This is a genomic window from Pantoea folii (genome assembly GCF_056678875.1).
Window position 1 is genome coordinate 1 of sequence record NZ_JBWXON010000024.1, and the last position, 21,755, is coordinate 21,755.

The following is a 21,755-nucleotide window of genomic DNA, read 5'->3' on the forward strand; positions in this document are numbered from 1 at the left end:
TTGGGGTGTCGCCAAGCGGTAAGGCTCTGGTTTCTGATACCAGCATTCCGGGGTTCGAATCCCTGCACCCCAGCCAAATTGCACAATAAAGCCCGCTTTTGCGGGCTTTATTGTTTTCTGCATCCGGGAAACTGCCATGAGCGCCCTGCGACGCTCTGCCATCTATAAGCCCAACGCGTACTTCAGCGCCTTACGTTTCAGCGCTCCAGCATTCTCCGCTGCAATCAATCCCAGATTACGCACAAAACGCAATGGGGCCAGCGTGTTGCTAAAGGCAAAATAGAACAGATCCATTCCCCCCTGCATCAGCAAATTATCTTTATAGCGTTGACGATGATAACGCTGTAACACCGCATCCGATGACCATAACTGAGCCTGGCTGCGCGCCTCCACCAACGTATTGATCAACGCATCAACATCGCGATACCCGAGGTTTACGCCTTGTCCGGCAAGGGGATTGATGGTGTGTGCTGCATCACCCACCAGCGCTAATCCTGGCAAAACATAGCGCGTAGCGTGGCGACGAACCAGCGGGAATGAGGCCGCCTTCTTCACCTGAATACGCCCGACGCGTGCCGGGAAGTGGGCATGAATCTCTTTTTCAAGCTGTGACAATGGCATTGCCTGTAGCTGGCGAATACGCGCCGGTGCGTCATACCACACCAGAGAAGCGTGGCGATCAAACAGCGGCAGAAAAGCACGTGGCCCCTCTGGCGTAAATTGCTGCCAGGTCGAATCCCCCGCATCATGCTCACATTCGACGCTAATCAGCATGCAGGACTGCGCGTATTGCCAGCCACGGACGCCAATTCCCGCCAGCTGGCGCACGCGCGAGTTGGCGCCATCCGCGCCAACCACCAGCCGCGTATCCAGCGTGGTGCCATTATCCAGCTGGACCTGCCAGCCGCCACGATGCGATTGAAGCTGCTGCAGGCTGGCGGGACAAATCAGCGTGATCCCCTCTTCCTGCATTTTTTCCCACAGCGCACGTTGCAGCACGCTGTTTTCCACCATATATCCCAGCTCTGGCAAGCCCAGCGAGGCAGCATCAAAGGTCACATGTGCACTTTGCCACTCCCAGGTTTCGAGCTTGCGATAAGGCGCACAGCGCATCGCCAGCACGCGTTCCCACACATTCAACTGACGCAGCAGTGCTACCGACGAGGCTCCAATCGCGGAAAGGCGGACATCGGGCGGACTTTCTGCATCAAACGCAGCGGGTTCGGCACGTTCAATCACCGCCACACGAAATTGCTGCTGTGCCAGTCCACAAGCCAGCGCGGCACCAACCATACCGCCGCCCACCACCACCACATCAAAATGTGAATCCTGCATTGACTCTAATCCTTCTGCTTGTCGCGATAGCTCACGTCATCACGTTGATAGATAAAGTGTACCGGAAATTTGCTGCACAATCTCAGACCCTGCTGTGCTGGTCACAACAGCAGCAAAGCATTACAATACGCGCCCTGCACTTCCCTGCTCTGAATCAATGGCTAGTTCGATGACCAAAAAACTGCATATTAAAACCTGGGGCTGTCAGATGAATGAGTACGATTCATCAAAGATGGCCGATCTGCTGAACAGCACGCACGGTTACACCCTGACCGAGGACGCTGAAGAGGCGGATGTCCTGCTGCTCAACACCTGCTCGATCCGTGAGAAGGCGCAGGAGAAGGTTTTCGCGCTGTTAGGACGCTGGAAGAAATTGAAAGCGATAAATCCTGACGTGATTATTGGCGTCGGCGGCTGTGTCGCTTCGCAGGAAGGTGAACGCCTGCGTGAACGCGCCAATTGCGTGGATATTGTATTTGGTCCACAGACGCTGCATCGCTTGCCAGAGATGCTGAATCAGGTGCGCGGGACGAAAAGCCCGGTGATTGACATCAGCTTCCCGGAAATCGAGAAATTTGACCGTCTGCCAGAACCGCGTGCAGAAGGCCCGACGGCCTTTGTCTCCATTATGGAAGGCTGTAACAAATACTGTACTTTCTGCGTGGTGCCTTACACCCGAGGCGAGGAAGTGAGCCGTCCATGTGACGATATTCTGTTGGAAATCGCGCAACTGGCTGCGCAGGGCGTGCGAGAAGTGAATTTACTGGGCCAAAACGTCAACGCCTATCGCGGCACGACCTTTGATGACCAGCTCTGCAGCTTCGCGGAACTGTTGCGTCTGGTGGCGGCCATTGATGGCATCGACCGCATCCGCTTTACCACCAGCCATCCGATTGAATTCACTGATGACATTATTGATGTCTACCGTGACACGCCAGAGCTGGCGAGCTTCCTGCACTTGCCCGTTCAGAGCGGTGCCGATCGTATCCTGACGCTGATGAAGCGTGCGCACACCGCGCTGGAATATAAAGCCATCGTCCGCAAGCTGCAGAAAGCACGTCCTGATATTCAGATGAGTTCAGACTTCATCATTGGTTTCCCTGGCGAAACGCAGCAGGATTTTGAGCAGACCATGAAACTGGTGGGCGACGTGAATTTCGATGTCAGCTTCAGCTTTATCTACTCGGCCCGTCCGGGTACGCCTGCCGCTGATTTGCCTGACGATGTTTCGGAAGAAGAGAAAAAGCAGCGCCTGTATATTCTGCAGGATCGCCTCAATCAGCAGGCGATGGCGTGGAGCCGCCGCATGCTCGGCACCACACAGCGTGTGCTGGTAGAAGGCATCTCACGTAAAAATGTCATGGAACTGACCGGACGCACCGACAACAACCGCGTGGTGAACTTCGAAGCGCCTGTTGAGATGATCGGTAAGTTTGTTGACGTGGAAATTGTCGATGTCCATGCCAACTCGCTGCGTGGCAAACTGATCCGCACTGAAGATGAAATGGCATTGCGTGTCAGCCTCAGCCCCGATGCGGTGATAGCCCGCACGCGCCGTGAAAATGACATCGGTGTCGGTCTTTACCAGCCTTGATACTCCAACTTTGCGCGGCAGTGCACAAGGTGCTGCCGCCTGTTTCATCCCGTGCCCCTTGCATTCCACCTGCAACGCCCAAATATCGCTTCTGTAACTTGCAGCCGGGCCTTGCCCCATAAATAATTCCGTATAGATGCTCAATCTGTGATGGAGCATTGGATACACCTTCTTCAACTGGCCCTGAGTGACCCAAAGGATTCATTTGAATATCGAAACTCGTGAAATCGCCCTTGAACCGGCTGATAACCGCCGACTGATGAGCCTGTGCGGTCCGTTTGATGACAATGTGAAGCAGCTGGAAAAACGCCTCGGTGTCGAAATCAACCGCCGGGACAACCATTTCAAACTGGTGGGCCGATCGCTCAGCGTTGACGCAGCCATCAACATTCTGCGTGACCTGTACGTGAGTACTGCGCCAGTGCGTGGCCAAATCCCGGATATTGAACCGGACCAGGTGCATCTGGCGATCAAAGAGAGCCGTGTACTGGAGCAAACCGCCGAAAGCGTGCCGGAGTTTGGTAAGGCGATTCACATCAAAACCAAGCGCGGTGTGATTAAACCCCGTACGCCCAATCAGGCGCAGTATGTGGCTAATATCCTCGACCATGACATCACCTTCGGTGTGGGCCCAGCTGGTACCGGTAAAACCTATCTGGCGGTGGCCGCTGCCGTTGATGCCCTGGAACGTCAGGAAATCCGCCGTATTTTGCTGACGCGCCCTGCGGTAGAGGCCGGCGAAAAACTAGGCTTCCTGCCGGGTGACCTGAGCCAGAAAGTCGATCCTTACCTGCGTCCGCTCTACGATGCCTTGTTTGAAATGCTCGGCTTTGAGCGCGTGGAAAAGCTGATGGAGCGCAATGTGATTGAAGTGGCTCCGCTCGCTTACATGCGCGGCCGCACACTCAATGACGCCTTTGTGATTCTCGATGAAAGTCAGAACACCACCATCGAGCAGATGAAGATGTTTCTGACACGTATCGGTTTCAACTCCAAAGCGGTGATCACCGGTGACGTCACACAGATTGACCTGCCGCGCAGCACCAAATCCGGCCTGCGTCATGCCATTGAGGTTTTAGCGGAAGTCGATGAAATCAGTTTTAACTTTTTCCACAGCGAAGACGTGGTGCGTCATCCGGTTGTCGCACGCATCGTGAATGCTTATGAAGCGTGGGAAGAAGCCGATCAGAAGCGCCGTGACAAACTGGCAGAAGAGCGCAAGCGTGAAACACTAGCGTCTCAACTTGCCGCCCCATCCAGCCCGCAGGAGCCTTCATGAGCGCGGTGATTTTAGATTTACAGTTGGCCTGTGCCGATGAAAATGGCCTGCCAGCCGAACCCGCTTTCCAGCGCTGGCTCGAAGCCGCCGCGACGCCTTTCCAGCCGGAAAGTGAAGTCACCATCCGTCTGGTGGATGAAGCGGAGAGTCATGAGCTTAATCTGACTTATCGCGGTAAGGATAAGCCGACCAACGTGCTCTCTTTCCCGTTTGAAGCGCCCCCCGGGATTGAGCTGCCACTGCTGGGCGACCTGATTATTTGTCGTCAGGTTGTTGAGCAAGAAGCGGAAGAGCAAGGCAAAACCGTTGAAGCCCACTGGGCGCATATGGTAGTCCACGGCACGCTACACCTGCTAGGCTATGACCATATTGAAGATGAAGAAGCCGAAGAAATGGAGGCGCTGGAGACCGAGATAATGCTTGCTCTTGGTTATCCTGACCCGTACATTTCGGAGAAAGAAGACGCCTGATCCCTTTAGGTTCAGGTTATTGCGCTGCTGGCGCGGATGCCAGCAGTTCCTTTCCCTCACCAGAGAGAACGAAATAAAAACGCCATGAGCGACGACCATTCTCAAAACAGCGACGCACCCAGTAGTAAAAAGGGATTTTTCTCCCTGTTAATTAACCAACTTTTTCACGGTGAACCCAAAAACCGTGATGAGCTACTGGGACTGATCCGCGATTCTGAGCAAAAAGAGCTGATCGACCAGGACACCCGCGACATGCTCGAAGGGGTGCTGGATATTGCCGAGCAGCGCGTGCGTGACATCATGATCCCGCGCTCCCAGATGATCACCCTTAAACGCAACCAAAGCCTTGAAGAGTGCCTTGCGGTCATTATTGATTCCGCCCACTCACGCTTCCCGGTGATCAGCGAAGATAAAGACCACGTCGAAGGCATTTTGATGGCCAAAGACCTGCTGCCGTTTATGAGCAGCGCGTCTGAACCTTTCAGCATTGAGAAAGTGCTGCGCACCGCCGTTGTCGTGCCTGAAAGTAAGCGTGTTGACCGCATGCTGAAAGAGTTCCGTTCCCAGCGCTATCATATGGCGATTGTCATTGACGAATTCGGTGGCGTTTCCGGACTGGTCACGATTGAAGATATCCTCGAATTGATTGTCGGTGAAATTGAAGATGAATATGACGATGAAGAAGATCGTGATATCCGTCAGTTAAACCGCCATACCTATACCGTACGTGCGCTTGCGCCTATCGAGGATTTTAACGAGGTATTTGGTACCAGCTTCAGTGATGATGAAGTGGATACCATTGGCGGTCTGGTGATGCAGGGATTCGGCCACCTTCCCGCGCGCGGTGAGAGCATCGACATTGATGGTTACCAATTCAAAGTCGCGATGGCCGACAGCCGCCGTATCATCCAGGTGCATGTGAAAATTCCGGAAGACTCTCCACAACCGCAACTGGAAGACGAATAATTTTATGGCTTTAGCCTCTCTCTACTCGCAGCAGCGGGTTCGCCTGCTGCTGGCTTTGATTGCGGGTGCCGTTGGCACCCTTTCCTTTTCTCCCTATGATTTTTGGCCTGCCGCATTAGTTTCCCTGGCGGGACTGCAACTGTTGCTACTGGATCGCCGCAGCCCTCAAGCCGCCGCGATTGGCTTCGTCTGGGGCTTTGGGCTGTTCGGCAGTGGCATTAACTGGGTTTACGTCAGCATCGCCACCTTTGGTGGTATGCCTGGCCCGGTTAACGTCTTCCTGGTGATATTGCTGGCCGCTTACCTGGCGATTTATCCGATGCTGTTTGCGGCGGTGCTTAATCGCCTGTGGCCACGTGCGACCTTGTGGCGTCTGGTGCTGGCGGCACCGGCATTGTGGCAAATCAGCGAATTTCTGCGTGGCTGGATCCTGACCGGATTCCCGTGGCTGCAGTTCGGCTACAGCCAGATCGACGGTCCACTCAAAGGCCTTGCGCCGCTGGCGGGCGTTGAAACCATCACTTTCCTGTTGATGGTGATCGCCGGTCTGCTGGTGCATGCGCTTTATCATCGTACGGTGAAGAGCCTGGTGGCGGCCGCGGTATTGCTGCTGCTGCCATGGCCACTGCGCATGTTGCAATGGTATCAGCCGTTGCCGGAACGCAGCGTGGACGTGGCGATGGTGCAAGGCAACATTCCCCAGTCGATGAAGTGGGACCCACAGCAGTTGCTGAATACGTTGCGTGTGTACACCTCTTACAGCCAGCCTTATATGGGCAAAGCGCCCATCATTATCTGGCCGGAATCGGCGATTACCGACCTTGAAAGCAATCAGCAGCCGTTCCTCAAAGCGCTGGATGCCGAACTGCGCGAGCGCGGCAGCTCGCTAATTACCGGGATTGTCGATTCACGCGTTGAAGGGGATAACCGCTACCACGATTACAACTCCGTGATTGTGCTGGGCGGCGAGCAGCCTTACAGCTATCAAAGCCATAACCGATATCAGAAAAACCATCTGGTGCCGTTCGGGGAGTTTGTGCCGCTAGAAGATCTGCTGCGTCCGCTGGCGCCGTTCTTCGATCTGCCGATGTCATCGTTCAGCCGTGGTGCCTATGTGCAGCCGCAGTTGAAGGTGGCGGGTTATGATCTTACCAGCGCCATCTGCTACGAGATTGTGTTGGGCGAGCAGGTACGAGCCAACTTCCGTCCTAATACCAACTTCCTGCTGACCGTATCTAACGACGCCTGGTTTGGTCACTCCATCGGCCCCTGGCAGCATTTCCAGATGGCGCGTATGCGTGCACTGGAATTGGGCCGTCCGCTGTTGCGATCCACCAATAACGGTGTCACGGCGGTGGTGAATGCCAACGGCGAGGTTGAAAAAGAGATCCCGCAGTTCACGCGTGACGTGCTGGAAGCCAGGGTAACACCCACCACTGGTGAGACCCCTTATGCCAAAGCAGGCATCTGGCCGGTATGGATTCTGACGTTAATCGGCATCGTTCTGGCGATTATTCGTCGCCGCCACTGACACTCCGATCACATTCTGACAGGCGAAGTGCTCACTTCGCCTTTTTTTTGCGCTGTTTTCCGCTCCCATCGGCTACGCTTTACCAGATTCTCTGCTGGCTTTTTCACGCATTTCACCGTGCTGGCACGATCATTGCTATTTATTTCAGTGATTTTCTCAACATCAGCGTTTTGTCAGCGTAATGCCATGTTCACGCACTATTATTTGGCACTGACACGCACCGAAACGGCGCAATGGCTTTTTATTGCCTCTTAATGGTGCGGAGCGGCTCGCAAAAAACAAACTTTTTTGTTTCATTGCGTTAACAATTCGCTATGTTAATCACTATCCTGCGCGCAGTTGCGCTAAGGGATAACTAAAAAAGCAGCACGAAATACACACAACATCACAATCTGCGCAGTTTATGTTCTGCGCGACATCCATTCAAAGGAGTAGGAACATGCAGACACGCAAAGTGGCATTATCTCTTCTGCTGTTGGGAGCAGCAGCGGGAGCGGCCCAGGCGGAAGATCTCACCGGCACCCTGAAAAAAATTAATGATAGCGGCGTGATCGTCGTTGGGCATCGTGAGTCATCAGTTCCCTTTTCTTACTACGACAACCAGCAAAAAGTGGTAGGCTATTCACAAGACTACTCAAACGCCATCGTAGCGGCGATCAAAGCCAAGCTGAACAAGCCTGATCTGCAAGTAAAAATGCTGCCGATCACCTCTCAGAACCGTATTCCACTGCTGCAAAACGGCACTTACGATTTTGAATGTGGTTCTACCACCAACAACCTGGAACGTCAGCAGCAAGCCGCCTTCTCCGATACCGTCTTCATCATCGGTACGCGTCTGCTGGTGAAAAAGGGTGGCGATATCAAAGATTTCGCAGACCTGAAAGGCAAAACCGTTGTCGTGACCTCTGGTACCACTTCTGAAGTTCTGCTGCACAAGCTGAACGACGAGAAGAAAATGGATATGCGCATCATCAGCGCCAAAGACCATGGCGATTCTTTCCGTACGCTGGAAACCGGTCGTGCCGTGGCCTTCATGATGGATGACGCGCTGCTGGCGGGTGAACGTGCTAAAGCGAAGAAACCAGACGACTGGCAGATCACTGGCACACCTCAGTCGAAAGAAGCCTACGGCTGTATGCTGCGTAAAGAAGACCCGCAGTTCAAACAGCTGATGGATGAAACCATCGCGAAAGCGCAGACCTCGGGTGAAGCCGCTAAGTGGTTCGATACCTGGTTCAAACAGCCAATCCCACCGAAGAATCTGAACATGAACTTCGAGCTGTCTTCTGACATGCAGGCGCTGTTCAAAGCACCAAACGATAAAGCACTCTGAATTAACAATGAAAACAAGGGCAGTTAGGCTGCCCTCTCGATTGCTGAACACGCGGTGCGGACAGACAGACTGCAACAGGTCGTTCCCCTGAAGCAGGACGCAAGACACCGCTCAACAATCTTATGGGTAGCCTCGCTACCCTTTTTTTACCGGAGCTCGTTATGGGTATCGATTGGAACTGGGGCATCTTTTTACAACAGGCCCCGTTCGGCAATACGACTTACCTCGGCTGGCTGTGGTCCGGATTTCAGGTTACCGTTGCGGTTTCCTGCTGCGCCTGGATTATCGCCTTCCTGGTAGGTTCCTTCTTCGGCATTCTGCGTACCGTGCCCAATCGACTGCTGTCGACCATTGGTACCTGCTACGTGGAACTGTTTCGTAATATCCCGCTGATCGTCCAGTTCTTCTTCTGGTATCTGGTGGCGCCAGAACTGGTTGGCGAAAAACTGGGGATGTGGTTTAAAGCAGAACTGGACCCCAATATTCAGTTCTTCGTTTCCTCAACCATTTGCCTCGGCTTGTTCACTGCTGCGCGCGTTTGTGAACAGGTACGTGCCGCGATTCAATCATTGCCACGCGGTCAGAAAAACGCAGGGTTGGCGATGGGGCTGACGCTGCCACAAACTTATCGCTACGTGCTGCTGCCGAATGCCTATCGCGTGATTGTGCCGCCGATGACCTCGGAAATGCTGAACCTGGTGAAAAACTCTGCCATCGCTTCGACCATTGGTCTGGTGGATATGGCGGCGCAGGCCGGTAAGTTGCTCGACTACTCGGCGCACGCCTATGAATCTTTCACCGCCATTACCCTGGCTTACGTGGGTATTAACCTGGTGATCATGCTGATTATGAGTTTGGTAGAACGTAAAATTCGCCTGCCCGGCAATCTGGGAGGCAAATAATGTACGAGTTTGACTGGAGTTCGATTCCTCCCAGCCTGCCCTATTTGTGGAATGGCTTGATCATCACCTTCAAGATTACCGCCGTCGCCGTGGTGTTCGGCATTATCTGGGGCACGATTCTGGCCGTGATGCGTCTGTCGCCGTTCGCGCCGATTCGCTGGTTCGCTAAGCTGTACGTCAACCTGTTCCGCTCCGTCCCGCTGGTGATGGTGCTGCTGTGGTTCTATCTGGTGGTGCCTGCATTACTGCAACAGGTATTGGGACTTTCCCCCAAAACTGACATTCGCCTGATTTCCGCCATGATTGCTTTTGCACTGTTTGAAGCGGCCTACTATTCGGAAATCATCCGAGCGGGTATCCAGAGCATCTCACGCGGACAGTCGAATGCTGCGCTCGCGTTGGGTATGACGCACTGGCAATCAATGAAATTGATCATCCTGCCGCAGGCGTTCCGCGCCATGGTGCCATTGCTGCTGACGCAGGGCATTGTGCTGTTCCAGGATACCTCGCTGGTGTATGTGTTAAGCCTGGCTGACTTCTTCCGTACCGCCTCGACGATTGGCGAGCGTGACGGTACCCAGGTTGAAATGGTTCTGTTTGCCGGTCTGGTCTATTTTGTGATCAGCCTGAGCGCTTCACTGTTGGTTAGCTATCTGAAAAGAAAGAGGACGGTTTAAATGATTAGCCTGAAAAATGTTTCTAAGTGGTATGGTCACTTTCAGGTGCTGACCGACTGCTCCACCGAAGTGAAAAAAGGTGAAGTGGTGGTGGTCTGTGGACCGTCCGGCTCAGGTAAGTCAACCTTGATTAAAACGGTGAACGGTCTGGAACCGGTGCAGGAAGGCAGCATTCAGGTTAACGGTACCGAAGTGAACAACAAGAAAACCAACCTGGCACAACTGCGCAGCAAAGTTGGTATGGTGTTCCAGCACTTCGAACTGTTCCCGCACCTCAGCATTGTCGATAACCTGGTGCTGGCGCAGGTCAAGGTGTTAAAGCGAGATAAAGCCGCTGCGCGTGAGAAAGGTCTCAAGCTGCTGACGCGTGTTGGTCTGGCTGCGCATGCGGAGAAGTTCCCTGGACAGCTCTCGGGCGGCCAGCAACAGCGTGTGGCGATTGCCCGCGCGCTGTGTATGGACCCGATCGCGATGCTGTTTGACGAACCGACATCTGCGCTCGACCCAGAGATGATCAATGAAGTGCTGGACGTCATGGTGGAGTTGGCGAACGAAGGCATGACCATGATGGTGGTGACGCACGAGATGGGCTTTGCGCGCAAAGTGGCCAATCGCGTGATCTTTATGGATGAAGGGAAAATTGTCGAAGACACTAACAAAGATGACTTCTTTAATAACCCGCAGTCCGACCGCGCAAAAGACTTCCTCGCGAAGATCCTGCATTAATTAGCGCCATCCATCGCGCCACTGCATGGCTGTGATTTCCCATCACGCACGCAGCGGCGCGATGCATCTTATCGTTTTCTGCTCATTAAGGTTCAAAAGGCTGACGCTGGAAATGATCGTGCCCACACTCCGGGCAGCGCGTTAAGCTCTCCGGTGTATAGATCGCCCGGGTAAAACCGCACTTCTCACACACCAGATTACCCAACCCCACCACTTCACCGCTTTGATAAACACCGTGATGTCGTAGATCCTGAAACACCTCGCGCCACTCTAACTGGCTTTTGTCCGTGATATCCGCCAGTTCTTTCCATACGCTCTCGCGAATGACGCGCAAAAATACGGAGTCACCGAGCACATCTGAAGATTCCTGATAACTGAGCGCGAACTCATGTAAATCACGCCTGACCGCCCGCATCACCTCATTCACTTCAGAAGAGGTCAGCGTCTTTTTCGCTAATAACTCCTGCCGTGCCTCAGCGACCAGGGCATCAACATCACGCTCGCCCTGCTCCAGCCGCTGGGTTAATGCCGCTATCGTTGCACGATACTCCTGCGCCACGTTATTCATTTTGTTCTCCTTTCCGCGGGAATAGCTGATAGTAAGTTTAGCTGTTCTGTCATATTTGCCGTGACGAAAGCGGAGTAAATCGCAAAAGGGTGAAAGCGGCGGCGCATTGAGTAGAAATCCACTCAGCCGGGGCGTGAAATGTTGTTGAGGAAGAGCCTTATGGGTATGCTATGCGGATCTAAATGTATGCGAACCCGTCATACTTCAAGTCGCAGGTGCGTTGGCTGCACGTGTTCACGCCGTCGCTTACTTCGTTAAGCGCGAGCGTATTCACACCTTTGCCGCCCGCCTGTAACGTGAACTATTCAGGGTTAACGATTTTCATAAAGGACCACAGGCAGCCATGCAAGAGCAATACCGCCCGGAAGAGATAGAATCCCGCGTCCAACAGCACTGGGACGAAAACGAAACCTTTAAAGTGACCGAGCAGGAAGGCAAAGAGAAATACTACTGCCTTTCTATGCTGCCCTATCCTTCTGGCCGCCTACACATGGGCCACGTGCGTAACTACACCATCGGCGATGTGATTGCGCGCTATCAGCGCATGCTGGGTAAAAATGTCCTGCAGCCGATTGGCTGGGATGCGTTTGGACTGCCAGCCGAAGGCGCTGCGGTTAAAAATAACACCGCACCCGCGCCATGGACTTATGACAACATCGAATACATGAAGAACCAGCTCAAACTGCTGGGCTTTGGCTATGACTGGAGCCGTGAATTGGCCACCTGCCAGCCAGAGTACTATCGCTGGGAACAGTGGTTCTTCACCAAGCTGTATGAAAAAGGCATGGTCTATAAAAAGACCTCAGCGGTGAACTGGTGCCCACATGACCAAACCGTGCTGGCTAACGAACAGGTTATCGACGGCTGCTGCTGGCGCTGTGACACCAAAGTTGAGCGCAAAGAGATTCCTCAGTGGTTCGTAAAAATCACCGCTTACGCGGAAGAACTGCTCAACGATCTGGATAAGCTGGAAGACTGGCCTGAAACGGTCAAGACCATGCAGCGTAACTGGATTGGCCGTTCTGAAGGTGTGGAAATCACCTTCGATGTGGCGTACAGCGAAGAGAAATTAACAGTTTACACCACACGTCCGGACACCTTCCTCGGTGCCACCTATGTTGCTGTGGCAGCTGGCCACCCACTGGCGCGCCAGGCTGCGGCCAGCAACCCTGCGCTGTCTGACTTCATCGCAGAATGCAGCACCACCAAAGTGGCTGAAGCCGATATGGCGACGATGGAGAAGAAAGGCATGGCCACCGGCCTGTTTGCTATCCATCCGCTGACGGGCGAAGAGATCCCAGTCTGGGTCGCTAACTTTGTCCTGATGGAATACGGCACCGGCGCAGTGATGGCTGTTCCAGGCCATGACCAGCGTGACTGGGAGTTCGCGACTAAGTACAACCTGAACATCAAGCCAGTGATCCTGAATCTGGATGGTTCAACGCCTGATCTGAGCGAAGCGGCGATGACCGATAAAGGCGCGCTGTTCAACTCGGGTGAGTTCAACGGTCTGGATCATCAGGCAGGCTTCAACGCCATTGCTGATGCATTGGCGGCGAAAGGCGTCGGCGTGCGTAAAGTCAACTATCGTCTGCGCGACTGGGGTGTGTCCCGTCAGCGTTATTGGGGCGCGCCAATTCCAATGGTGACACTGGAAGACGGCACCGTGATGCCAACGCCAGAAGATCAGCTGCCAGTGATTCTGCCAGAAGATGTGGTGATGGACGGTATCACCAGCCCGATCAAAGCCGATCCTGAGTGGGCGAAAACCACGGTTAACGGCCAGCCAGCGCTGCGCGAAACCGATACCTTTGACACCTTTATGGAATCATCCTGGTATTACGCGCGTTACACCTGTGCCAATTACAACGAAGGCATGCTGGATCCTGCCGCTGCGAACTACTGGCTGCCGGTGGATCAGTATGTCGGTGGTATCGAACACGCCATCATGCACCTGATGTATTTCCGCTTCTACCACAAGCTGCTGCGTGACGCAGGCCTGGTGAACTCTGATGAGCCAGCCAAACGTCTGCTGTGTCAGGGTATGGTACTGGCCGATGCGTTCTATTACACCGGCGCGAACGGCGAGCGTAACTGGGTTTCTCCGGTTGATGTTAGCGTTGAGCGCGATGAAAAAGGTCGTATTGTTAAGGCTGTCGACAACGCAGGCCGCGAAGTGGTTTATGCCGGCATGAGCAAGATGTCCAAGTCGAAAAACAACGGCATCGATCCACAGCTGATGGTTGAACGTTACGGTGCCGATACCGTGCGTCTGTTCATGATGTTTGCTTCACCAGCAGAAATGACGCTGGAATGGCAGGAATCGGGTGTAGAAGGTGCGAACCGCTTCCTGAAGCGCGTGTGGAAACTGGCCTACGAACACGTAGCGAAAGGTGCCACCGTGGCGCTGGACCTCAATGCACTGAACGACGATCAGAAAGCGCTGCGTCGCGATCTGCACAAAACCATCGCCAAGGTGGCCGATGACGTGGGTCGTCGCCAGACATTCAACACCGCTATCGCTGCCATCATGGAGTTGATGAACAAGCTGACTCGTGCCCCGCAGGAGAGCGATCAAGATCGCGCACTGATGCAGGAAGCGCTGGTGGCGGTCGTTCGTCTGCTCTATCCGTTCACGCCGCACGCCAGCTATGTTCTGTGGCAGGCGCTGGGCGGAGAAGGTAGTGTCGATGAAGCCAGCTGGCCGGTTGCGGATGAATCCGCGATGGTGGAAGATTCACTGCTGGTCGTTGTACAGGTGAATGGCAAAGTGCGCGGCAAGATTACCGTTGCGCCGGATGCTACGCAGGAGCAGGTTCAGGCGCGTGCTGCGCAGGAGCATATTGTGGCGAAATATCTGGAAGGCGTCACACTTCGTAAAGTGATTTATGTCCCTGGCAAACTGCTTAACCTGGTCGTAGGTTAAGTTCAGGAGGAACTGTGCGACAACTGATTATCAGGCTGTTTGTCCTGCTTGCGGTGATGATCACCGCAGGCTGTGGTTTTCACCCGCGTGGCACCACCATGGTGCCTAACGAGATGAAAACGCTGATCGTCCAGAGTGGCGATCCGTATGGCCCAATGGCGCGCACCGTGCGCCAACAGCTGCGTATCAATGATGTCACCATTGTTAATGACAGCAAACAGGCCAGTGCCAAATACCCGACACTGCGCTTAGGTGCAGAAGTGCTGGGGCGTGATACCGCGTCAGTGTTTATCAGCGGCACCACTGCTGAGTATTCACTGGTGATGACAGTGACCGCGCAGGTTCTGATCCCGGGCAAAGGCATCTACCCGATCAGCACCACCGTGTACCGTTCTTTCTTCGACAACCCGAATGCCGCACTGGCGAAGGATGCCGAGCAAGACATGATCGTGCAGGAGATGCGCCAGCGTGCCGCCGAGCAACTGGTGCGTAAACTGTTAACGGTTCATGCCGCGCAGGAAAGCAATAAAGACACGTTGCCACAGCCGGAGATCATCGCACCAGGTGAGAATTCACCAGAAGTGCCCTCTTCGTCAGCAACCAGTCTGCAATGATCAGGATTTATCCTGAACAACTGAGCGCGCAGCTTCGTGAGGGGCTGCGCGCCTGTTATTTTCTGACCGGCAATGAACCGTTGCTGATTCAGGAAAGTGCCGATGCCATTCGCGCGGCCTCATCTTCTCAAGGCTTTGAAGAACACTTCAGTGTCACTCTTGATGCGCAAACCGACTGGGATGCGATCTTTGCCAGCTGTCAGGCACTCAGCCTGTTCACGCAACGCCAGACCTTAACGCTGCAACTGCCAGAAAACGGTGCCAATGCAGCGATGGCCGAGCAACTGGTTAAACTCGCCAGCCTGCTGCACAGCGATATCCTGCTGGTGCTGCGCATGGCAAAACTCACCAAAGCGCAGGAAAACAGCGCCTGGTTTAAAGCGCTCAGCGCTCATGCCGTGCTGGTTCCCTGCCAGACGCCCGAACAAGCGCAGCTACCGCGCTGGGTCGCGAGCCGTGCCAAAGCCATGAAGTTGAGTGTTGATGACGCGGCGATTCAACTGCTGTGCTACTGCTACGAAGGCAATCTGCTGGCGCTGGCGCAAGCGCTGGAACGTCTGTCACTGCTGTGGCCAGATGGCAAACTCACTCTGCCCCGCGTGGAAGACGCGGTAAATGACGCTGCACACTTTACGCCCTTCCACTGGGTGGATGCCCTGCTGGCGGGCAAAAGCAAGCGCGCCCTGCATATTCTGCATCAGCTGGAAAAAGAGGATGCTGAAGGGGTGATTTTACTGCGTTCTCTGCAACGTGATTTACTGACGCTGCTGCATTTGCAGCGCAATCAGGGTAAACAGGGCTTGCGTGCGCTAATGGATCAACAGCGCATCTGGCAAAACCGTCGCGCACTGTTTACCGATGCGCTGCAACGCCTTGATGCACGTCGTCTGCAACGCGCCGTCCATCTGCTCGCCGAACTGGAGCTGACCATGAAGCAGGATTACGGTCAAAACCTTTGGCCGCAGCTTGAAACCTTGTCGCTGCTGCTGTGTCACCGCGATTTTCCCCTAAGCTTTACGGATGTCTAAACTTTACGCGCTGTTTGGCGGCACCTTCGATCCTATCCACTTTGGCCATCTGCGCCCGGTGGAAGCGCTGGCGCAACAGGTAGGGCTGAAAAAGGTCACGCTACTACCCAACAACGTGCCACCGCATCGGCCACAGCCTGAAGCCAGTGCCCGGCAGCGCGTGGAAATGCTGCGCTGTGCGATTGCGACCCGCCCCCTGTTTGATATTGATACGCGAGAACTGGAGCGGGATACGCCGTCATGGACGGTGGCAACCCTTGAAGCACTCCGTGCGGAACGCGGTGCAGAACAGCCCCTCGGGTTTATCATCGGACAAGATTCTCTGCTAACGTTAGCCAAATGGCATCGCTGGCAGGATCTCCTCTCTCTGTGCCATCTGTTGGTGTGCCAGCGACCGGGCTATGCAACGCAGATGGAAACGCCTGAGATGCAGCAGTGGCTGGATGCGCATCGTGCACAGCACGCAGAACAGTTGCATCAAGCACCGGCAGGCCATATCTGGCTGGCTGATACGCCGCTGTTCGACATCTCCGCCACGGAAATACGCCAGCGTCGCCATCAGGGGCAATCCTGTACCGATCTGCTGCCCGATGCGGTTATCGATTATATCGATCGCGCTGGCTTATATCGCGGTTGATCGTTGCGTGCTATACTGCGCCGCTTCATTTTAGGCTATGTTTTCCGGGCATTCAGCCTTCTCGTAATCACCTGTTTTTAAGGGGAACCTTTTGCAAGGTAAAGCACTCCAAGATTTCGTTATTGATAAGATTGACGATATTAAAGGCCAGGACATCATTGCTGTTGATGTTCAGGGCAAATCGAGCATCACCGATTGCATGATCATCTGCACCGGCACGTCGACGCGTCATGTGGTTTCGATCGCCGATCACGTGGTTCAGGAATCCCGTGCCGCGGGTTTAAAACCGCTAGGCGTCGATGGTAAAGCTGCCGCTGATTGGGTCGTCGTTGATCTTGGCGAAGTGATCGTACACGTGATGCAGGAAGAGAGCCGCCAGCTGTATGAGCTGGAAAAGCTCTGGAGCTAAGCCTTGAAACTGCAGCTTGTGGCCGTCGGCACCAAAATGCCTGACTGGGTTCAGACCGGTTTCATGGAGTATCTGCGCCGCTTCCCCAAGGATATGCCGTTTGAACTGACCGAAGTGCCTGCGGGTAAACGCGGCAAGAACGCGGACATCAAGCGCATCCTGGAAAAAGAGGGTGAAGCGATGTTAGCGGCCGTCGGCAAAGGCAATCGCATCGTCACGCTGGATATTCCTGGGCAGCCGTGGGAAACCCCACAGCTGGCGCAACAGCTTGAGCGCTGGAAACAAGATGGCCGCGATGTCAGCTTGTTGATTGGCGGCCCGGAAGGACTGGCGCCGGCCTGTAAAGCCGCTGCCGAGCAGAGCTGGTCGCTGTCCACGTTGACGTTGCCTCACCCGCTGGTGCGTGTGCTGGTAGCCGAAAGCCTGTATCGTGCCTGGAGCATCACCACGAATCATCCTTATCACCGTGAATAAACGCCTGACAACCTCCAGACAATAAACGCAGCGGATGAAATTACAGAGCAACGCCTTTCGCGATTACACTGCCGAACAAAAACTCTTTGTCCGCCGGGCTTTGGTGGCTTTTGTTGGCATTTTCCTGCTCTCCAGCGTGCTGGTGGTCAACCTCTATCACTTGCAAATCCTGCGTTTCGACGATTACAGCACCCGTTCCAATGAGAACCGCATCAAGCTGGTGCCCGTTGCGCCCAGCCGCGGCATCATCTTTGATCGCAATGGCGTCCCGCTGGCGCTGAACCGCACCATTTACCAGGCTGAACTGGTACCCGAAAAAGTCGATGACCTGAAGCAGACGCTGCAGGATCTGCGCCCGGTGCTGGATCTGACAGACGACGATCTCGACGCCTTTGAAAAAGAGCGTAAGCGCTCACGTCGTTTCACCTCCATTCCGGTAAAAACCGCACTCAACGAAGTGCAGGTGGCGCGCTTTGCCGTCAATCAGTACCGCTTCCCCGGTGTGGAAGTGAAAGGTTATCAGCGCCGCTATTATCCTTACGGCCAGACGCTGACGCATGTAGTGGGCTACGTCTCTAAAATTAACGACCGCGACGTTAAACGCCTCGATGATGAAGGTAAATGGCCTAACTATGCGGCAACGCATGATATCGGCAAGTTGGGCATCGAGAACTATTACGAAGATGTGCTGCATGGCAAAACCGGCTACGAAGAGGTTGAAGTGAACAACCGCGGCCGGGTGATCCGCCAGTTGCATGAGCAATCTCCACAGGCCGGCCGTGATATCTATCTGACCGTTGACCTGAAACTGCAGCAATATATTGAAACCCTGTTGACCGGCAGCCGTGCCGCCGTGGTGGTCAGCGATCCACGCACCGGTGAAATTCTGGCGCTGGTGTCCACACCGAGCTACGACCCTAATCTGTTTGTCGATGGCATCTCCAGCAAGGATTACAAAGCCCTGCTGAGCGATGAGAACCGTCCGCTGTATAACCGCGCGTTGCAGGCCTCCTACCCACCCGCCTCAACGGTGAAACCTTATGTTGCCGTTTCTGCGCTAAGCGCAGGCGTGATTAACCGCAACACCAGCCTGTTTGACCCCGGCTGGTGGCAGTTACCCGGTTCGGAAAAACGCTATCGCGACTGGAAAAAATGGGGACACGGCCGTCTTAACGTCACCAAATCGCTGGAAGAGTCTGCCGATACCTTCTTCTATCAGGTCGCCTACGACATGGGCATTGATCGCCTGTCAGAGTGGATGACCAAATTTGGCTATGGCCATCGCACCGGTATTGATTTGCCACAGGAAAGCCCCGGCAACATGCCAACGCGTGAGTGGAAACTGAAACGCTTTAAGAAGCCTTGGTATCAGGGGGACACCATTCCGGTGGGAATTGGTCAGGGTTACTGGACCGCAACCCCGGTACAGATGAACAAAGCCATGATGATTCTGATTAATGACGGCATTATCAAAGTGCCGCATTTGCTGCGCGCCACCCGTGAAGGTCAGGCCATGGTGCCGTATCGCCAGCCGCCGGATGCGCCGATTGGCGATATCCACTCGGGATATTGGGAAATCGCCAAAGATGGCATGTACGGCGTGGCCAACCGCGCGAACGGGACGGCGCACAAAAGTTTTGCTGATGCACCTTACAAAATCGCTGCGAAATCCGGTACTGCGCAGGTATTCGGCCTGAAAGAGAACGAAACCTATAACGCGCACAAAATTGCTGAACGCTTGCGTGACCATAAGTTAATGACGGCATTCGCGCCTTACGATAAACCGCGCGTTGCCGTGACCATGATTCTGGAGAACGGCGGTGCTGGCCCGGCAGTGGGTACGGTGATGCGTCAGATTCTCGACCACATAATGTTAGGTGACAACAATACCGTGCTGCCTGAAGCCGCACCGACGCCGCCTGGCTACGAAGGTGAATAAAGATGTCCATGAACGATAGCCCGCAGAAAAGATCGATCTGGACGCGTATCCATATCGATCCCCTGTTTATGCTGATCATCCTTGCGCTACTGACCTACAGCGCCATCGTTATCTGGAGCGCCAGCGGTCAGGATCCGGGCATGATGGAGCGTAAACTCGGTCAGATTGCCATGGGTATCATTATCATGCTGGTGATGGCGCAGGTGCCGCCGCGCGTGTATGAAAGTTGGGCGCCCTATCTCTATATTGTCTGCGTGATATTACTGGTGGCGGTGGATGCCTTTGGCCATATCAGTAAAGGGGCGCAGCGCTGGCTCGATCTTGGCTTTGTGCGTTTCCAGCCCTCCGAAATAGCCAAAATAGCGGTGCCGCTGATGGTGGCGCGCTTTATTAACCGCGATGTCTGCCCACCGACGCTGAAAAATACTGGCATTGCGCTGGTGTTGATCTTCATGCCGACGCTGTTAGTGGCGGCACAGCCTGACCTCGGCACCTCGATTCTGATCGCCGCGTCCGGCCTGTTTGTGCTGTTCCTGTCGGGGATGAGCTGGAAGCTGATTGCTGTGGCGGTGCTGCTGGTGGCGGCTTTTATTCCGGTGCTGTGGTTCTTCCTGATGCATGATTATCAGCGCGACCGCGTGATGATGCTGCTCGATCCAGAGAGTGACCCGCTCGGTGCCGGTTATCACATTATTCAGTCCAAGATTGCGATAGGTTCAGGTGGTTTACGTGGCAAAGGCTGGCTGCATGGCACCCAGTCACAGCTGGAGTTTTTGCCTGAACGTCACACCGACTTTATCTTTGCGGTACTGGCAGAAGAACTCGGCCTGGTCGGCGTATTAGTGCTATTGGTACTGTATCTGCTGCTGATTTTGCGCGGCCTGATTATTGCGGCGCGCGCGCAAACCACCTTTGGTCGCGTGATGGCCGGTGGTTTGATGTTGATTTTATTCGTCTATGTTTTCGTTAACATTGGTATGGTAAGTGGTATCTTACCCGTGGTCGGTGTTCCGCTGCCGCTGGTGAGCTACGGCGGGTCGGCGTTGATTGTATTAATGGCCGGATTTGGCATCGTGATGTCGATCCATACTCATCGAAAAATGTTATCTAAAAGCGTTTAAGAGGCTGCACATGCGTAAGGATTGGCTTGGGGTTGCACTGGCATCATTGGTACTGGCTGCCTGTTCCGCACCGGAACAGCAGAATAATACTGCGCCACCGCAGCCGGCCTATAATGGCCCGGTGGTGGAAATCCCAGGCGTTGAACCGCGCTATGAACCGATCAATCCTTCTACCAGCCAGGATTACAGCGTTAATGGTAAAAATTATCGCGTAATCAAGGATCCTTCGAACTTCAGCGAAGTCGGACTGGCCACCTGGTACGGTGCAGAAGCGCAAGGTAATCGCACAGCGATCGGCGAAGCTTACGACCCGGATGCCTTAACTGCGGCACACCCTACTCTGCCACTGCCAAGCTATGTGCGCGTCACTAACCTCGCCAATGGTCGCCAGATCGTGGTGCGTGTTAATGACCGTGGTCCGTATACCCCCGGCCGCATCATTGACCTGTCTCGCGCGGCAGGCGACCGTTTGAATATCTCGAATAATTCCCGTGTTCGCGTGGATTACATCAAAGTCGCACCGGATGGTTCTGTTTCCGGCCCCGGCACCATTGGCACCACAGTGGCGAAGCAGAGCTACGCCCTGCCCGCGCGCCCGGATCTTAACGGCGGCATGGTGATGATGGGTGGCAGCGCCAATACCACGCCTGCACCTGCGCCACAGGATGTTCGCGCAGTCGATAACAGCACCCTGCAGAGTAACGGTGGACTCGGTGCTCCGGTGCAGAGCAGCGGTTTCCTCGGCGCGCCTCAGCCTTTAGCAAACGGTGTACTGGAAGGCAGTGAACCGGCCGCCACGCCTGTGCAGGCAACATCCGCTGCGCCTGTCGCGGCATCGGTTTCTGCTCCAGCCAGCGCTGCACCTCAGAGTACGCATACCGCCGGTGGTTATGTCGTTCAGGTCGGTGCGGTCAATGATGCGGCGCGCGCCCGTCAACTGGCGACCAGCCTGGGTAAACGTTTTGGCGTGCCTGGAAACGTGGAAGCCAATGGCAACGTTTATCGTATTCAACTCGGTGGTTACAGCAGCCGGGCGGAAGCCGCTGCGTTACAACAGCGCCTGACCACTGAAGCACAGATGAGCTCATTTATTACAACTGCCCGTCCGTAATGTTACGGGCAGTTACCTTTACTGCTGAAACTGATTTGCAAAGCAAGATGTCGCTCGATCGGGCGTTTGCTATAGTAAGGCACTTTTTTCACTCTTAGCCCACGGATGTTGTAGT

At 54.5% G+C, this 21,755-nt stretch carries 20 protein-coding genes and 1 tRNA gene; 19 read left to right on the forward strand and 2 right to left on the reverse strand.

Features of this window, described 5'->3' with window-relative positions:
• Position 1: 1 nt before the first annotated feature.
• Positions 2-76: transfer RNA gene (locus AC1MDE_RS22605), tRNA-Gln, on the forward strand.
• Positions 77-162: 86 nt separating this feature from the next.
• On the opposite strand, the gene ubiF is transcribed toward AC1MDE_RS22605, so the two are convergent.
• On the reverse strand, positions 163-1,335 hold the full coding sequence (gene ubiF, locus AC1MDE_RS22610) for a 3-demethoxyubiquinol 3-hydroxylase (protein ID WP_480345108.1): 1,173 nt from the start codon (positions 1,333-1,335) through the stop codon (positions 163-165).
• A 169-nt stretch (positions 1,336-1,504) separates the two neighbouring features.
• Between ubiF and miaB the strand changes: the two genes are divergently transcribed.
• The 9 genes from miaB to AC1MDE_RS22655 all read left to right on the forward strand — a co-directional run bounded on the left by miaB (position 1,505) and on the right by AC1MDE_RS22655 (position 10,813).
• Entirely contained in the window at positions 1,505-2,929 is a 1,425-nt protein-coding gene (miaB, locus tag AC1MDE_RS22615) for a tRNA (N6-isopentenyl adenosine(37)-C2)-methylthiotransferase MiaB (RefSeq protein ID WP_058960792.1), read from the forward strand.
• Between the two features lie 205 nt (positions 2,930-3,134).
• Complete coding sequence (locus AC1MDE_RS22620; RefSeq protein WP_058960793.1) at positions 3,135-4,208, forward strand: PhoH family protein; 1,074 nt, start codon at positions 3,135-3,137, stop codon at positions 4,206-4,208.
• Complete coding sequence (ybeY, locus tag AC1MDE_RS22625; RefSeq protein WP_058960794.1) at positions 4,205-4,678, forward strand: rRNA maturation RNase YbeY; 474 nt, start codon at positions 4,205-4,207, stop codon at positions 4,676-4,678. The genes AC1MDE_RS22620 and ybeY overlap by 4 nt, the downstream gene beginning before the upstream one ends.
• A gap of 84 nt (positions 4,679-4,762) precedes the next feature.
• On the forward strand, positions 4,763-5,644 hold the full coding sequence (gene corC / locus AC1MDE_RS22630) for a CNNM family magnesium/cobalt transport protein CorC (RefSeq protein ID WP_034829075.1): 882 nt from the start codon (positions 4,763-4,765) through the stop codon (positions 5,642-5,644).
• A gap of 4 nt (positions 5,645-5,648) precedes the next feature.
• A complete protein-coding gene (gene lnt / locus AC1MDE_RS22635; RefSeq protein ID WP_058960795.1) occupies positions 5,649-7,175 on the forward strand; it encodes an apolipoprotein N-acyltransferase in 1,527 nt (508 codons plus the stop codon).
• A gap of 439 nt (positions 7,176-7,614) precedes the next feature.
• Complete coding sequence (locus AC1MDE_RS22640; protein WP_058960796.1) at positions 7,615-8,508, forward strand: glutamate/aspartate ABC transporter substrate-binding protein; 894 nt, start codon at positions 7,615-7,617, stop codon at positions 8,506-8,508.
• A 161-nt stretch (positions 8,509-8,669) separates the two neighbouring features.
• Positions 8,670-9,410: an amino acid ABC transporter permease gene (locus AC1MDE_RS22645; protein ID WP_034829069.1), complete on the forward strand. Its 741-nt coding sequence runs from the start codon at positions 8,670-8,672 to the stop codon at positions 9,408-9,410.
• Positions 9,410-10,087 carry a glutamate/aspartate ABC transporter permease GltK gene (gene gltK, locus AC1MDE_RS22650; protein WP_058960797.1) on the forward strand — a complete coding sequence of 226 codons (678 nt, stop codon included), beginning with the start codon at positions 9,410-9,412 and terminating at the stop codon, positions 10,085-10,087. The genes AC1MDE_RS22645 and gltK overlap by 1 nt, the downstream gene beginning before the upstream one ends.
• Positions 10,088-10,813 carry an amino acid ABC transporter ATP-binding protein gene (locus AC1MDE_RS22655; protein ID WP_034829065.1) on the forward strand — a complete coding sequence of 242 codons (726 nt, stop codon included), beginning with the start codon at positions 10,088-10,090 and terminating at the stop codon, positions 10,811-10,813.
• Between the two features lie 85 nt (positions 10,814-10,898).
• On the opposite strand, the gene AC1MDE_RS22660 is transcribed toward AC1MDE_RS22655, so the two are convergent.
• On the reverse strand, positions 10,899-11,381 hold the full coding sequence (locus AC1MDE_RS22660) for a zinc ribbon-containing protein (RefSeq protein ID WP_058960798.1): 483 nt from the start codon (positions 11,379-11,381) through the stop codon (positions 10,899-10,901).
• Positions 11,382-11,724: 343 nt separating this feature from the next.
• On the opposite strand from AC1MDE_RS22660, the gene leuS reads away from it, so the two are divergent.
• The 9 genes from leuS (at position 11,725) to rlpA (ending at position 21,640) form a co-directional block, all read left to right on the forward strand.
• Positions 11,725-14,307 (forward strand): leucine--tRNA ligase, encoded by a 2,583-nt coding sequence (gene leuS / locus AC1MDE_RS22665; RefSeq protein ID WP_160867874.1) that lies wholly within the window; start codon positions 11,725-11,727, stop codon positions 14,305-14,307.
• A 14-nt stretch (positions 14,308-14,321) separates the two neighbouring features.
• A complete protein-coding gene (gene lptE, locus AC1MDE_RS22670) occupies positions 14,322-14,921 on the forward strand; it encodes an LPS assembly lipoprotein LptE (RefSeq protein ID WP_058960800.1) in 600 nt (199 codons plus the stop codon).
• The gene (gene holA, locus AC1MDE_RS22675) at positions 14,918-15,949 is read left to right on the forward strand and encodes a DNA polymerase III subunit delta (RefSeq protein WP_038648309.1); all 1,032 of its coding nucleotides are present in this window, start codon (positions 14,918-14,920) and stop codon (positions 15,947-15,949) included. Before lptE ends, holA begins: the two co-directional genes overlap by 4 nt.
• Positions 15,942-16,586 carry a nicotinate-nucleotide adenylyltransferase gene (gene nadD / locus AC1MDE_RS22680; protein ID WP_480345109.1) on the forward strand — a complete coding sequence of 215 codons (645 nt, stop codon included), beginning with the start codon at positions 15,942-15,944 and terminating at the stop codon, positions 16,584-16,586. The genes holA and nadD overlap by 8 nt, the downstream gene beginning before the upstream one ends.
• Before the next feature lie 91 nt (positions 16,587-16,677).
• Positions 16,678-16,995: a ribosome silencing factor gene (gene rsfS, locus AC1MDE_RS22685; protein ID WP_038648315.1), complete on the forward strand. Its 318-nt coding sequence runs from the start codon at positions 16,678-16,680 to the stop codon at positions 16,993-16,995.
• 3 nt (positions 16,996-16,998) lie between these two features.
• On the forward strand, positions 16,999-17,469 hold the full coding sequence (gene rlmH / locus AC1MDE_RS22690; RefSeq protein ID WP_038648318.1) for a 23S rRNA (pseudouridine(1915)-N(3))-methyltransferase RlmH: 471 nt from the start codon (positions 16,999-17,001) through the stop codon (positions 17,467-17,469).
• Between the two features lie 34 nt (positions 17,470-17,503).
• Positions 17,504-19,408, forward strand: coding sequence for a peptidoglycan DD-transpeptidase MrdA (gene mrdA, locus AC1MDE_RS22695; protein WP_034829051.1), 1,905 nt, complete (start codon positions 17,504-17,506; stop codon positions 19,406-19,408).
• Positions 19,409-19,416: 8 nt separating this feature from the next.
• The gene (gene mrdB / locus AC1MDE_RS22700) at positions 19,417-20,529 is read left to right on the forward strand and encodes a peptidoglycan glycosyltransferase MrdB (protein ID WP_058960853.1); all 1,113 of its coding nucleotides are present in this window, start codon (positions 19,417-19,419) and stop codon (positions 20,527-20,529) included.
• A gap of 10 nt (positions 20,530-20,539) precedes the next feature.
• Positions 20,540-21,640 (forward strand): endolytic peptidoglycan transglycosylase RlpA, encoded by a 1,101-nt coding sequence (rlpA, locus tag AC1MDE_RS22705; RefSeq protein ID WP_097117438.1) that lies wholly within the window; start codon positions 20,540-20,542, stop codon positions 21,638-21,640.
• Positions 21,641-21,755: the final 115 nt, after the last annotated feature.

What these genes read in the sequence shown, in the direction of transcription:
- ubiF (WP_480345108.1), bottom strand. Translation starts at nt 1,335, where the DNA reads ATGCAGGATTCACATTTTGATGTGGTGGTGGTGGGCGGCGGTATGGTT.
- miaB (WP_058960792.1), top strand. Translation starts at nt 1,505, where the DNA reads ATGACCAAAAAACTGCATATTAAAACCTGGGGCTGTCAGATGAATGAG.
- ybeY (WP_058960794.1), top strand. Translation starts at nt 4,205, where the DNA reads ATGAGCGCGGTGATTTTAGATTTACAGTTGGCCTGTGCCGATGAAAAT.
- corC (WP_034829075.1), top strand. Translation starts at nt 4,763, where the DNA reads ATGAGCGACGACCATTCTCAAAACAGCGACGCACCCAGTAGTAAAAAG.
- lnt (WP_058960795.1), top strand. Translation starts at nt 5,649, where the DNA reads ATGGCTTTAGCCTCTCTCTACTCGCAGCAGCGGGTTCGCCTGCTGCTG.
- AC1MDE_RS22640 (WP_058960796.1), top strand. Translation starts at nt 7,615, where the DNA reads ATGCAGACACGCAAAGTGGCATTATCTCTTCTGCTGTTGGGAGCAGCA.
- AC1MDE_RS22645 (WP_034829069.1), top strand. Translation starts at nt 8,670, where the DNA reads ATGGGTATCGATTGGAACTGGGGCATCTTTTTACAACAGGCCCCGTTC.
- gltK (WP_058960797.1), top strand. Translation starts at nt 9,410, where the DNA reads ATGTACGAGTTTGACTGGAGTTCGATTCCTCCCAGCCTGCCCTATTTG.
- AC1MDE_RS22655 (WP_034829065.1), top strand. Translation starts at nt 10,088, where the DNA reads ATGATTAGCCTGAAAAATGTTTCTAAGTGGTATGGTCACTTTCAGGTG.
- AC1MDE_RS22660 (WP_058960798.1), bottom strand. Translation starts at nt 11,381, where the DNA reads ATGAATAACGTGGCGCAGGAGTATCGTGCAACGATAGCGGCATTAACC.
- leuS (WP_160867874.1), top strand. Translation starts at nt 11,725, where the DNA reads ATGCAAGAGCAATACCGCCCGGAAGAGATAGAATCCCGCGTCCAACAG.
- holA (WP_038648309.1), top strand. Translation starts at nt 14,918, where the DNA reads ATGATCAGGATTTATCCTGAACAACTGAGCGCGCAGCTTCGTGAGGGG.
- nadD (WP_480345109.1), top strand. Translation starts at nt 15,942, where the DNA reads ATGTCTAAACTTTACGCGCTGTTTGGCGGCACCTTCGATCCTATCCAC.
- mrdA (WP_034829051.1), top strand. Translation starts at nt 17,504, where the DNA reads ATGAAATTACAGAGCAACGCCTTTCGCGATTACACTGCCGAACAAAAA.
- mrdB (WP_058960853.1), top strand. Translation starts at nt 19,417, where the DNA reads ATGAACGATAGCCCGCAGAAAAGATCGATCTGGACGCGTATCCATATC.
- rlpA (WP_097117438.1), top strand. Translation starts at nt 20,540, where the DNA reads ATGCGTAAGGATTGGCTTGGGGTTGCACTGGCATCATTGGTACTGGCT.